Genomic DNA, 12,501 nt, shown 5'->3' on the forward strand with positions numbered 1-12,501 from the left:
TATTGTCTGAATTAAATCAATGAAACATATTTTAAAATACATCTTAATTATAGTATTTCTGCCAGCAACAGTTTGGGCGCAACATACAATTAAGGGCACTTTTACACCGGCAGAAGATTATAAAGTAGTTATCTTGTATAAGGTAACTCCAACGGTTTCTGAATACATAGCAAATTCTCAAGTTAATGAAAAGGGAAGTTTTGAGATTAAGCTAGATTCTACAGTAACAAAAGGCATGTACAGATTGGTATATGCTATACCCCAAGAAGATTATAATTTTGATATTATATATAACGGAGAGGAAAATGTTGAGCTTACTTTCAACAGTGAAACAGGGGTGAAATTTGAATCGTCTATTGAAAATATGTTACTAGATTCATATACCAATAGTATGTCTATGGTAACACATAGTATTGGTAAATTTTTTAGTGAGCAAAGTACAGATACCTTGGCACTGGCAAAAATATTTGATACCCAAAGAGGAGCACAGACAAACTATGAAGAAGCAGCCAAAGGGCGTATGGTTTTAGAGTTTATTAAAGGTAATAAACCATATATTCCTGAGACATTTGAAGATGTAAAAACTTATGTAAATAATTTAAAAGAACACTATTTTGATTATGTAGATTTTACAAATGAAACCTTGCAAAGTTCTAATTTTTTAGAAGAGAAAATATTGAACTATGTGTTTGGGATGAGCATTGATTCTGAAGATGAGATTGCAAACTATAAGAATAATATAGATGTTATATGTAATGTAATGGAGTCTGCACCAAATGTTTTGAAGCGCATTTTATTAGTAAGCTTATGGCAACAAATGGCGGATTTAAATAATGAGGTTGTTGCCAACTATATTTCTGAAAAATATTTGATGGATATTGCCGTAGAATTAAATGACCAAGAACTTTTAAATGCTCTAATTAAATATGCTGATGTTTCTCTAGGAAAAACGGCGCCTGATTTCCCTATTGAAATTGAATTAGAAGGTAAAAAAACTACTAAGACATTAAGTGAGTTTGAGGGGGCGAATAACTATGTTATAGTATTTTGGAGTAGTACTTGTTCACATTGTTTAGATGAAATTCCACTTTTGCAAAAATTTATTAAAACTAAAGAGAACATAAAAGTGATTGCAATTGGTTTAGAAGAAGAACCTAATTTATGGATGCAGTTAATTGGTAATTCTCCTAACTTTATTCATGTTTATGGTGAAGGAAAATGGGATAATGAAATAGGGAATAGTTATGCTGTTTCAGCTACACCTACATATTTTGTTCTGGATAAAGACAAAAAAATTATTGCCAAACCTGAAGACTTCGAAGCTTTAAAGAAAGTTTTTGACAATAATTAATCCTATCAATTATTGTCATTCTGAATTTATTTCAGCATCTCATCATAAATGTAAATGGATCCTGAAACAACACTTCGACTACGCTCAGTGTGACAGTTCAGGGCGACATTATCGTGTCAAAAGTGATAAAAGGCGTTTTCTAAATGTTCAATATTGAATTGATTCCCTTCTTTAACTATGGCAATAATATCAAAACGAACTTCAAAGTCTAATCCATTAACGGATACATATTCATCAACAGCCTTTACTAGGTTTTTTATTTGTTTTGGCTTTACGAAATCTTGAGGATTTCCAAAATCGGTACTCGATCGGGTTTTTACTTCAATTATAGCAAGCGTATCATCTTTTTGAGCAATAATATCAACTTCAGCCTTATCAAAACGGTAATTGCGTTCTACAATGTCATAATTATTTTCAATAAGAAAATCAACTGCTAATTGCTCCCCTTTTTTACCAAGTTCATTGTGCTTTGCCATATAACAAGTTACATATATTACCCTCTAAACAAAAAGAAGTCATCTTTCATGTATTCTATCTTAGTATCTTCATTAGTCATGATATAATCAATGGCCTGAGAGGTGAAATTATTTCCTTTTTCAGTTAGGGAGACAACGTTATTTACAATAATAATCATATTGTTTTTTAACGCTAATTCCAACACTGTTTTGCTTCGTACTTTTTGCCAGTTTATATGTTCGTTGAGGTGGTTTACATGGCGTTCTTCTATTTCGTTATGATTTTTTAAATGAAGGAGAAAGGTTAATAAAGAAACTTCGGTTCGCTGTTGCTTTTCTCTATAAAGTACAGCAATAATACCTCTGCCTGGAGCAAATAGATAAACCATTAAAAAGATTATTCCCAACATAGTTGTGATAGAGCCTGCGATGGAAGCATCCAGCCAATGAGCAAGCCAATACCCGGAAATTGCAGAAAAAATACCAAAACCAATAGCGTATAAAAGCATTCGTTTTAGGTTGTTGGTAAGTAAATAAGCTGTTGCAGCAGGAGCAATCATCAGTGCTACAACTAAAATAGCGCCAACGGCATCAAATGCACCAACAGTTGTTACAGAAGATATGCTCATTAAACCATAATGTATTATAGCTGGAGAAAACCCAAGTGAAGCGGCCAAACCTGAATCAAATGTACTTACTTTAAGTTCTTTAAAAAAGGCAAACAATAAACCTATTGTAATTATTAGGATACTGCCAATAACCCATAAAGATTTTGGCCCCAAGTCAATACCCGAAATCAAAAACCTATCAAAAGGCGCAAATGCTAATTCACCTAATAAAACAGCATCAACATCAAGATGTACATCATTAGCATTTTTAGCAATAAGTATAACACCAATGCTAAATAACGCAGGAAATACTAAACCAATAGCAGTATCTTCTTTTACCAATCCTGTTTTTTGAATGTACTCTACCAGAATTACAGTTATAATCCCTGTTACAGCTGCTAATAAAATAAGAAGGGGAGAGTTGAGGTCTTGTGTAATAAAAAAGCCAATTACTATGCCAGGTAAAATTGAATGACTAATGGCGTCACTTATCATGGCCATTTTTCGTAATACTAAAAATGTGCCAGGAATTGCGCAAGCAATGGCTGCTAAACTAGCAATGAGTTGAATTTCTATTTGCGCACTACTCATTAGTATTCTCTTGTTGATTGTACAAATTGGAAGCTGCATTAAAGCCCTCTTCAGTTAAACTCCACATGTTTCCGTCTAGGGTAACATAGTTTTTATGAACTAATTTTTGAAGTGTTGCTTTGGTGAATCCTTGGAAATTGTTCAATATTTTTACAGTATGCGGATGTGAAATATTTTCATGTGTTTCAGCAATATGATACATAAAGGCTAAAGTTTTGTTCAACTTTAGGTCTCTTCGATTTTTTATAAACCTGATTTGTTTAAATAAAAGCCCTCTACTTGGTGAAAATATGAACGAGACCAATACGAAAACACTTGCAATAATTACAATAACAGGACCTGTTGATAGGTTGTTTTGTGTGGCACTTACCGCTGTTCCAAAAACACCAGATAATGCACCAAATATTGCTGCCAGAAACACCATTTTACCTAAACTATTAGTCCATTGTCTTGCGGCTGCAGCAGGAGCTAGTAACATGGCACTCATTAATACAACGCCTACTGTTTGCAACCCCAAAACAATAGCAAGGACAATGAATGATGTTATTAAAACATCTATAGTTTTGGTGTTGAAACCTAAGGTTTTAGTAAAATCGGCATCAAATAATAGCATTTTAAATTCTTTCCAGAATAGTAGTAAGATTATTAAACATATTCCGGTAACAATTGCCATCATCCAAACATCACTTTCTAGTAAAGTTGCGGCTTGACCAAATAGGTATTTATCTAAACCAGCCTGATTAGCATTAGGTTGTTTTTGAATAAAGGTTAAAAGCAACATTCCGAACCCAAAGAATAATGATAATATTAGGCCTAAGGCGGTGTCTGACTTTAAATGTGTTTTAGTAATTATTCCTCTAATCCAAAACGTACCAATAAGTCCACTAATAAGGGCTCCTAATAGTAAAACATTACTATCTTTTGTTCCTGTAATTAAAAAAGCTATAGCTATACCAGGTAAGGCGGCATGTGAAATAGCATCGCCTAACAAACTTTGTTTTCTTAGTACAGCAAAACTACCAAGCATACCAGTTACGGCACCAAGAATTGCGGTTCCTAAAGTAATCGTTCTAAGTGTGTAATCAGTAAATACTAGTTTTATGTATTCTGTTATATCCATTTGTTATTCCTGAATACTTACTTTATAATTTATACCATAAGTTTTGGTTAAATTGTCATCATTAAAGATGTCTTTTACCGGACCAGTTGCAATCTTCTTTACATTTAAAAAAGTTACCCAATCAAAATATTCAGGCACCGTTTGTAAATCATGATGTACTACAATTACAGTTTTTCCAGCTTTTCTGAGTTCTTTTAAAATGTTAATAATGGCGATTTCGGTGGTTGCATCCACACCTTGAAAAGGTTCATCCATAAAATATATAGACGCATTTTGTACTAAAGCCCTGGCTAAGAAAATGCGTTGTTGCTGCCCTCCAGACAATTGACTTATTTGCCTGTTTTTAAATGGGAGCATGCCAACTTTTTCAAGAGCCTCTAAAGCTAGTTTTTTCTCTTTTTGTTTAGGTCTTTTTATCCAACCTAAGGCTCCATAAGTCCCCATCATTACCACATCTAAAGCTGTGGTTGGAAAATCCCAGTCTACACTACCTTTTTGGGGAACGTAAGCCACTAATTGTCGTTGCTTTTCATAGGGTTTATCGTAAATACTAACGCTTCCAGCAATGGGTTTTAAGATACCTAAAATAGATTTTATAAGCGTTGATTTTCCAGCGCCATTTGGTCCAACAATAGCCATAAGAACACCTTCAGGAATTTCTAAATCAATATCCCAGAGAACAGGTTTGTAATTATACGCTACGGTTAAATCGTCTACTTTTACAGCTATCTTTTGTGCCATTATTTTAATGCATTAACAATAGTATTTACGTTGTATTCATACATGCCAATGTATGTTCCTTCATCAGTTCCTTCATCTCCTAGAGCATCTGAATATAAAGTTCCTCCAATGGTAACTTCGTGATCCTTTGATTTTACAGCAGCCTGAAGTGCCTCAATAGTTCGTTTTGGTACCGAGCTTTCTACAAAAATAGCGTTTACTTTATTTTCAATAATAAATTTTGCTAGGTTTTGAACATCTTGAACACCTGCTTCTGTTGCAGTTGATAATCCTTGCAATCCAACTACCTGAAAATCAAAAGATTTTCCAAAATAATTAAAAGCATCATGAGCTGTAACTAAAATACGTTGCTCCTTTGGTAAAGTTTCAATTGAAGTTTCAACAGTTTGCTTTAAAGTTTCTAATTTATCTAAATATATTTTTCCATTGGTTATAAAAAGTTCTTTTTTCTCTGGAACTTCTTGAGAAAGCGTTTTAACTACATATTCTGTGACTTTCTTCCAATAGTCAATATCAAACCAAATGTGTGGATCATAATTTGATGCAAAATAATCCGATCCAATCAAGGTGTTTTTATCTAAAACATCTGAAATAGCAACTGTTTTTTTATTTTTCATTTTTTCAAAAACTTCAACCAGTTTGCCTTCTAAATGTAAACCGTTATAAAAAATAACATCGGCATTAACTAGTTTTGTAACATCACCTTCACTGGCTTTATATAAATGCGGATCTACTCCGCTACCCATTAAGCCTTTTAAATTAATGTGGTTGCCGCCAATGTGTTGTGCCAAATCAGTAATCATGGTTGTAGTTGTAACCACATTAAGTTTTGAGGTGTCTTTTTTTTCGTTTTTACAATTGAAAAATAGGCTTAAAGCGATTAAAAATAGGAATGGTCTTTTCATTTTTTATTCGTCATTTAGTTTAATGTGAATCTTAATCCGAAAAACAAACGTCGTTCTTGATTTGGAGCGTAAACATATGAAGGGTCAAAGGTTAAAGCATATGGGTTATCTGCTGTAGCGATAACATTTCCATTAGGATCAAAATCTACATTTTTATCAAAAGGGTCATTAGCTCTTGCTATGATAAACGGATTACCTTTATTAGGGGTCCAATTTAACAGGTTTTTTACTCCAGCATACAATTCTAAATTGGTTAATCCGGTAAAGGTGAATTGAATGTTTTGAATACTCCATGTTGGCGAATATTCGCTTCTAGGATCTAAATCGCCTAGTGTTGGTAAGCGCATTGGACCGTAAACATTGCCAGTGTAATCTACCGTTAAATTAGTTGGGTAATGCTTATATGATACTGACCAAACCCCTGTGAAACGTTCGGTTAAAATTTGTCTTGTTTTTATACCATTTTCGTTTTGAGATACTTCTTGAAAGGTAGCACCAACTGAGGCGTTGATTCCACTGCCCAAAACAGCATCAATATTTAAACTAAAACCTTTTGATGTTGAATTACCATCTAAATTATCATAAATGATCTGGTTTGGATTACTGTCATAATCTGGAATAATGGCGTTGGTAAAATACGTGTACCATGCCGAGGTATCAAACGTATAAATTTGTCCTTTTTTAGTATATAGTTTTTTTAAGTAATTAATATTTACATTATAGGATTGTTCTGGATTTAAAGTTTCTTCAATAATTACATCTCTTGAACCTGTTAAGGCAGCATGGTCTTCAGTAAACAAATTCACAACTCTAAAACCTGTACCTGCATTTAGCCTTATAATATCATCTTTGGAAGGTTTAAATCTGTAAGCTATTCTAGGTGTAAAAATAGAGCCATGTCTATCATCATAATCATACCTAGCACCTAACAGTATATGTTGTTTTTCTGAAAGTTTTATTTCATCTTGAACAAAGATTGAAGGAATTACAATTTTATCGGCTTCAGTAGTTGCCGTGGTATTATCGTTATAAAAGTTATAGCGAGCAGCTAAGCCGAACAGTAAATCATGGTTTTTAATGGGCTTATCCCAAATTAACTGACCAAATCCTATACGTTGTTTGGCTAAATATTCTGTGTTACCATACACCGAATTTTGATCATGATCCGAATATGAAAATTGAAAATTCACTTTTTCATTTATTGGTAGTTGATAATTCCCAATTAGCTCATATCGAGTTGTGTAAATGCTTTCGCCATAAATATCATCTCCACCTCTAAAACTTGGTTTCCATTGCATTTCACCTCCCCATCTATCTTCATAAAAAAAGCGTCCAGCTAAAGAGAATAGCCTATTGTTGTTTCGTTTAAAATCCCATTTTTGAAATACAGAAATGCGGTCTTGCAAGGTAACATCGGTAAAATTATCTTTATTATCATCAATAGGGTTGGAGTAATTATAGTAATTAATGCCTGTAATTAAATTTGTGTTATCTCCTATTCTAGATTTAAAGCCAATATCAAGATTAAGTTCCCCCCAATCGCTTATAAAACTATCAGCAAAAACTAAAGGAGCATTTTCGGGTAATTTTGTAATTACATTTATTAAGCCGCCCACAGCTTCACTTCCATAAAGTGAGGATGCAGGACCTTTAACCACTTCAATTTGTTCTATTAAAGAGTTAGGGATACCAGATAAGCCATAAACTGTAGATAGACCGCTAACAATTGGCATACCATCAATGAGAACTAGTGTATATGGACCTTCTAATCCGTTGATATGTATATCACCCGTATTACAAACATTACAATTAAGCTGGGGTCTTACGCCGTTTACATTTTGTAAAGCTTCAAATACATTTGGCGTTGGGTTCTTTTTTAAAAAGGCAGGTGAATATACTTCAACAGGTACAGGGCTTTCTAGTCTAGAAACAGCTTTTAAAGTACCGGTAATTATAATTTCGTCTAAACTTAAAGCTCCTTCTAATTCTAGTTTAATAATTGTTACGTTCCCCTCAACTGTAATTTGCTTTTCAACATTTTTAAAACCAGTGAAAGATGCCACTATGGTATAATTACCTGGTACTACATCTTCAATGGTATAAAAGCCATTCTCATTTGTTGTAGTTCCTATTGAGGTGCCTTTTAAATATACATTAACAAAAGGGAGTGCTTCATTATTTGAAGTGACTTTGCCTGAAATTTTTTGGGCATGTATATTTGATATTCCGAACATACCAAGGAATAGAAATAGTTTAATTGTTTTCATTAACGTAGATAATACTAGTAAAATCCTCATTTAATAATATGGTATTATTATTTATAAGGATTTGGGTCATTTTGTTTTTATTGAATTGTTTTGAAATTACTAAGGTGTTGCCATACTTTAAACCATTAAGTGCACAGAAATCAAAGAATTCTTTATCATCACTCATTAGTCTTGATATGGTATATGTTTTACCTTCTACAGCCTTTGCTAAAGATATTGAGGTGTCTTTAGTGGTAATTTCTCCTTTTGAATTTGGAATAGGGTCACCATGAGGGTCAAACTTTGGGTTTCCCAGATATTCACTTATTTTATCTGCTAGGAAATCGGAGGTTTGATGCTCTAATAATTCTGCTTCTCTATGAATATCATGCATACCCATATCAAACATTTTAAATAAAAGTGCTTCCCAAAGACGATGTTTTCGAATTACCGAAAGTGCCATTTTAGTGCCTTTTTCGGTTAATTTTAAGGGTTGGTATTTTTCGTATTGCAATAAATCTTTAGTGGCCAATTTTTTAGCCATATCAGTTGCTGCTGCATTAGATATACCTAATTCTTTAGCAATGATGCCTGGTTTGGTATCATTATTATCCCGTTTACCGTTTTTGTAAATAGCTTTTACAAAGTTTTCTATAGCTACAGACATTCGTTTTGCTTTAATTTATTTTTAAGCTTACTTAAAAATTTTTTCAAATGTAGTTAAAAAATAAAAAAAAGCAATAAAAAATCCCTTGAAGTTAATTCTACAAGGGATTGTAAAAAGATGTATTTTGATTTATTTAAAGTTAACTTGTTTTTTTATGAACTTAGGAAACTTTTTTATTGGAGTTAGAGTAAGTTGTTTATAATAACATTCTGCGGCTTCAGACTGTATTTGTATTTCACCTTCATCTAAAATAGTTCCATCATGTTTTTTGGCATTTTCAACTACCATAACAATTTCCCCATTTACAATATGTACGGCATTGTTGCCTATTACATAAATTTCGAGGTGATTCCATTCACCATGAGGTTTATCGTGTTCTGAAGATGCTTGAATATAGCCTTTTCCTATGGAGTATACTTCAGAATTAGAGTCGAACTTTTTTTCATTGGTAAAATCGCCTCTAATATCAGCAGTTGGTGAGCCAACTTTAGGTATAGCTGAATTACCACCTAAAGGAATAAAATCGCCTAAATCACTTTCTTGTACTTGATATTCTAAACAGGTTTTCCAGGTGTTCCAAAACCGACCATGTTCACCATAACAATGATATAAAATACCGCTGTCTCTTTTTTTGTCTAATCTTGGTTCCCATTTTTTATCACCCCATTTAAACATCACACTTAAATGATAGTTTTTATAGGATTGTTTAGAAGAGATACATCCGAAAATTTCTCCTGAAATTTTTAAAACAGGCTCACCATTTTCTTCAATCATAGAAAACACATTTTTTAGGTTGTTATTTAAACCAATTGGTGCCCCAGAATTCATTTTGTCTGATTGATAAGTTCCTTCCGGAAGTCCAGTAACAGAAGAGTGTGGAATGCTTAACCAAATATCAAAATTGGTAAGGCCTTTGTCAAGTAGTTCAATGGTTTTTCCTTTTTTTTGAGAAAATCCGTTAATGCTGATAAGTGATAAAAGCGTAATTAGAAGTAATTGATTAGTTTTCATTTGTTTAGTATGGTTTGTACCAAATATATGAAAATAAATAAGCTTTAATTACAATCACAACCGCCTTCATTACATGTTTTCTCAGATTTGATTTTTTTCTTAAATATGAATTTTCTAAACAAAAAAACTATGGCTAGAAAAGCCGTTGAAAATACAAGTATATTTTGGATGGTGCTATTCATTTTGAATTAGTAGATGCTATTAATTGTTTATTTTAAAAATTGAAAAGCAATTAAAGCAACAATATATGCAAAAGCACTCATAAATACTAGTTGAATCATAGGCCATTTCCAACTATTAGTTTCTCGTTTTGCAACAGCTAATGTACTCATACACTGCATTGCAAAAGCATAGAAAAGTAAAAGAGAAATTCCTGAAGCTAGAGTAAATACTTTTGTGCCATCAGTATGAACCTCAGCAGCCATCTTAGTTTTTATTGTTTCTTCATCTTCATTATCATTTGCACTACCAACACTATATATAGTGGCTAATGTGCCTACAAACACTTCTCGAGCTGCAAATGAAGTTACTAAACCAATTCCTATTTTCCAGTCATAACCTAAGGGACGTATTACAGGTTCTATAGTTTTACCCACAATACCTATGTAACTATGTTCTAGTTTATATGCTGCAATTTTGTCATCTAATTCTTTTTCTGAAGCTAAAGTATATTCAGTTTTAATGATTTCTTCAGCATTATTAAAATTTTCCCCAGGCCCATATGAAGCCAAAACCCATAAAATTATTGAAATTGCAAGTATGATTTTACCAGCTTCAAACACAAAGGTTTTTGTTTTTTCAATAACAGTTATAGCTACGTTCTTAAATAATGGAATTTTATAACTAGGCATTTCTATTACAAAATACGTTTTGCTTTTAATCTTAAGTATTTTGTTTAAAACATAGGCTGATAAAATAGCAGTTAAAAAGCCAATTATGTAAAGCCCCATTAGAGTTAGGGCTTTATACCCGAGTCCTAAAAAAGTCCCTTCGGGAATAACTAGAGCAATAATTATAACATAAACAGGTAATCTAGCTGAACATGTAGTAAAGGGCGTTACTAATATGGTAATGAGACGTTCTTTCCAGTTTTCTATGTTTCTAGCAGCCATAATAGCTGGGACCGCACAGGCATTTCCTGATATTAAAGGCACCACACTCTTTCCGCTTAGTCCAAAACGACGCATTACCTTGTCCATTAAAAATACTACCCGACTCATATAGCCACTCTCTTCAAGCAAGGCAATAAATAAAAACAGAAAAGCAATGGGTGGAATAAATACCATAACACCACCAATACCTGCAATAATTCCGTCTGACAATAAATTGGTAAAGACTCCAGAAGGTAAGGTGTTTTTCACCCAACCTGTAAGAGATGCAAATGCTTCATCAATTAAATCGGTTGGATAGGTTGCCCAATCATATACCGCTTGAAACATTAAGAATAATATGGTAAAGAATATAATATATCCCCAAACTTTGTGAGTTAAAATTCTATCTAACTTAATGCGTAAATCTGTGGCATTTTCTAAGTTTACAATAAGCCCTTTTTTAAGCACATTATTAATAAACTGATAGCGTTTTATAGTTTCTTTTTGCTGTAAACGTTTTAAATCGGCATCACTTTTAGTCTTAAAATCGTTGATGTCTTTAAAATCTTTACGCTCAATTTTTCCAAAATTTACATCTTGTGTAATAACAAGCCAAAGTTTGTAAAGCAATTGGTTTGGAAATACTTTTTTTAAATTTTCAAAATACTTATTATCAATAGTATTTATATCTAAACATGGCTTAGAATTAAGTGAACTGTAGTTAGTAATAAGGTCTTTTAATTTATCTATGCCTTCGTTTTTACGAGTACTAATTACAGCAATTTTGGTGTTTAAATGTTCTTCTAGATGCTCTATGTCTAAGGAAATTCCTTTTTTACGCATTCTATCCGCCATGTTTATAACCAATAGTGTTGGAATTTCTAAATCCTTTATTTGGGTAAATAGAAGTAGATTTCTTTTTAAATTTTCCACATCAGTTACAACTACAGCAACATCAGGAAAATCTTTATCGTTTTTATTTAATAGAAGTTCTATTACAACACTTTCATCAAGTGAAGATGCATTTAAACTATATGTTCCCGGTAAATCAATTATGTCAGCTTTAAGACCTCTACTTAATTTGCATACGCCTTGTTTCTTATCCACTGTAATCCCAGGGTAATTACCTACTTTCTGATTTAAACCAGTTAATGCATTAAATACAGAGGTTTTTCCGGTATTGGGGTTTCCAATTAAGGCTACATTAATTTGCTTACTCATCTGCTATCTTTTCAATTAAAATATGAATAGCAGTTTCTTTTCTAATAGCTACATATGAGCCATTAATATTTAAATACATTGGATCTGAGAAAGGGGCTACCTGAACCAGTTCAACTTCATTACCTGGTAAACATCCCATTTCTAAAAGCTTTAGAGGAATTTCATTTGATGATACGTTGGTAATTAATCCACGTTCACCACGTTTAAGATTTGCTAATGTATGTTCCAAGCTTATTTAGATTGATTTTAAAGAAGCAAAAATAGTATAAAAGTTTATAAGTAAAAAGTTAATTAAAAGAGTTTTAATTATGGTATTGGCATAACTTTTTTAGCAAATTTCTTAACGGAAAAACAACAAAAAGATAGTATATTGGGTTAAAATGGGAGTATTTTTGTAAAAAATGTTAATATAGCATATAATTTGACCAAAATGATTGTTTTTTAAGGTGTGTTAGTGCCGTAAATTTGCCTGTATAAATAAATATATTATGAAA

General features: G+C 32.5%; 11 protein-coding genes. 1 reads left to right on the forward strand and 10 read right to left on the reverse strand.

Annotated elements, in window-relative coordinates; all coding sequences use genetic code 11:
* The first annotated feature begins 19 nt into the window (after positions 1–19).
* Positions 20–1,351, forward strand: a complete 1,332-nt coding sequence (locus N1F78_RS06880) for a TlpA family protein disulfide reductase (protein WP_406685436.1) — start codon at positions 20–22, stop codon at positions 1,349–1,351.
* 116 nt (positions 1,352–1,467) lie between these two features.
* On the opposite strand, the gene N1F78_RS06885 is transcribed toward N1F78_RS06880, so the two are convergent.
* The 10 genes from N1F78_RS06885 to N1F78_RS06930 form a co-directional block, all read right to left on the reverse strand.
* Positions 1,468–1,827, reverse strand: coding sequence for a YraN family protein (locus tag N1F78_RS06885; RefSeq protein WP_406685437.1), 360 nt, complete (start codon positions 1,825–1,827; stop codon positions 1,468–1,470).
* Between the two features lie 17 nt (positions 1,828–1,844).
* Entirely contained in the window at positions 1,845–3,005 is a 1,161-nt protein-coding gene (locus N1F78_RS06890; RefSeq protein ID WP_406685438.1) for a metal ABC transporter permease, read from the reverse strand.
* Positions 2,998–4,125, reverse strand: a complete 1,128-nt coding sequence (locus N1F78_RS06895) for a metal ABC transporter permease (RefSeq protein ID WP_406685439.1) — start codon at positions 4,123–4,125, stop codon at positions 2,998–3,000. The genes N1F78_RS06890 and N1F78_RS06895 overlap by 8 nt, the downstream gene beginning before the upstream one ends.
* A 3-nt stretch (positions 4,126–4,128) precedes the next feature.
* Complete coding sequence (locus tag N1F78_RS06900) at positions 4,129–4,866, reverse strand: metal ABC transporter ATP-binding protein (protein ID WP_406685440.1); 738 nt, start codon at positions 4,864–4,866, stop codon at positions 4,129–4,131.
* Positions 4,866–5,771, reverse strand: coding sequence for a metal ABC transporter solute-binding protein, Zn/Mn family (locus N1F78_RS06905; RefSeq protein WP_406685441.1), 906 nt, complete (start codon positions 5,769–5,771; stop codon positions 4,866–4,868). The genes N1F78_RS06900 and N1F78_RS06905 overlap by 1 nt, the downstream gene beginning before the upstream one ends.
* A 14-nt stretch (positions 5,772–5,785) precedes the next feature.
* The gene (locus tag N1F78_RS06910; RefSeq protein WP_406685442.1) at positions 5,786–8,038 is read right to left on the reverse strand and encodes a TonB-dependent receptor; all 2,253 of its coding nucleotides are present in this window, start codon (positions 8,036–8,038) and stop codon (positions 5,786–5,788) included.
* Positions 8,025–8,684: a metal-dependent transcriptional regulator gene (locus N1F78_RS06915; RefSeq protein ID WP_406685443.1), complete on the reverse strand. Its 660-nt coding sequence runs from the start codon at positions 8,682–8,684 to the stop codon at positions 8,025–8,027. The genes N1F78_RS06910 and N1F78_RS06915 overlap by 14 nt, the downstream gene beginning before the upstream one ends.
* 129 nt (positions 8,685–8,813) lie before the next feature.
* Positions 8,814–9,695 (reverse strand): DUF1080 domain-containing protein, encoded by an 882-nt coding sequence (locus tag N1F78_RS06920; protein ID WP_406685444.1) that lies wholly within the window; start codon positions 9,693–9,695, stop codon positions 8,814–8,816.
* A gap of 209 nt (positions 9,696–9,904) precedes the next feature.
* Complete coding sequence (gene feoB, locus N1F78_RS06925; RefSeq protein WP_406685445.1) at positions 9,905–12,007, reverse strand: ferrous iron transport protein B; 2,103 nt, start codon at positions 12,005–12,007, stop codon at positions 9,905–9,907.
* Complete coding sequence (locus N1F78_RS06930; RefSeq protein ID WP_406685446.1) at positions 12,000–12,236, reverse strand: ferrous iron transport protein A; 237 nt, start codon at positions 12,234–12,236, stop codon at positions 12,000–12,002. Before N1F78_RS06930 ends, feoB begins: the two co-directional genes overlap by 8 nt.
* Positions 12,237–12,501: the final 265 nt, after the last annotated feature.

Origin of the sequence: Seonamhaeicola sp. MEBiC01930, assembly GCF_045277075.1 — a bacterium.
GTDB lineage: Bacteria > Bacteroidota > Bacteroidia > Flavobacteriales > Flavobacteriaceae > Seonamhaeicola.

What these genes read in the sequence shown, in the direction of transcription:
- N1F78_RS06905 (WP_406685441.1), bottom strand. Translation starts at nt 5,771, where the DNA reads ATGAAAAGACCATTCCTATTTTTAATCGCTTTAAGCCTATTTTTCAAT.
- N1F78_RS06920 (WP_406685444.1), bottom strand. Translation starts at nt 9,695, where the DNA reads ATGAAAACTAATCAATTACTTCTAATTACGCTTTTATCACTTATCAGC.
- N1F78_RS06880 (WP_406685436.1), top strand. Translation starts at nt 20, where the DNA reads ATGAAACATATTTTAAAATACATCTTAATTATAGTATTTCTGCCAGCA.
- feoB (WP_406685445.1), bottom strand. Translation starts at nt 12,007, where the DNA reads ATGAGTAAGCAAATTAATGTAGCCTTAATTGGAAACCCCAATACCGGA.
- N1F78_RS06890 (WP_406685438.1), bottom strand. Translation starts at nt 3,005, where the DNA reads ATGAGTAGTGCGCAAATAGAAATTCAACTCATTGCTAGTTTAGCAGCC.
- N1F78_RS06910 (WP_406685442.1), bottom strand. Translation starts at nt 8,038, where the DNA reads ATGAAAACAATTAAACTATTTCTATTCCTTGGTATGTTCGGAATATCA.
- N1F78_RS06885 (WP_406685437.1), bottom strand. Translation starts at nt 1,827, where the DNA reads ATGGCAAAGCACAATGAACTTGGTAAAAAAGGGGAGCAATTAGCAGTT.
- N1F78_RS06915 (WP_406685443.1), bottom strand. Translation starts at nt 8,684, where the DNA reads ATGTCTGTAGCTATAGAAAACTTTGTAAAAGCTATTTACAAAAACGGT.
- N1F78_RS06900 (WP_406685440.1), bottom strand. Translation starts at nt 4,866, where the DNA reads ATGGCACAAAAGATAGCTGTAAAAGTAGACGATTTAACCGTAGCGTAT.
- N1F78_RS06895 (WP_406685439.1), bottom strand. Translation starts at nt 4,125, where the DNA reads ATGGATATAACAGAATACATAAAACTAGTATTTACTGATTACACACTT.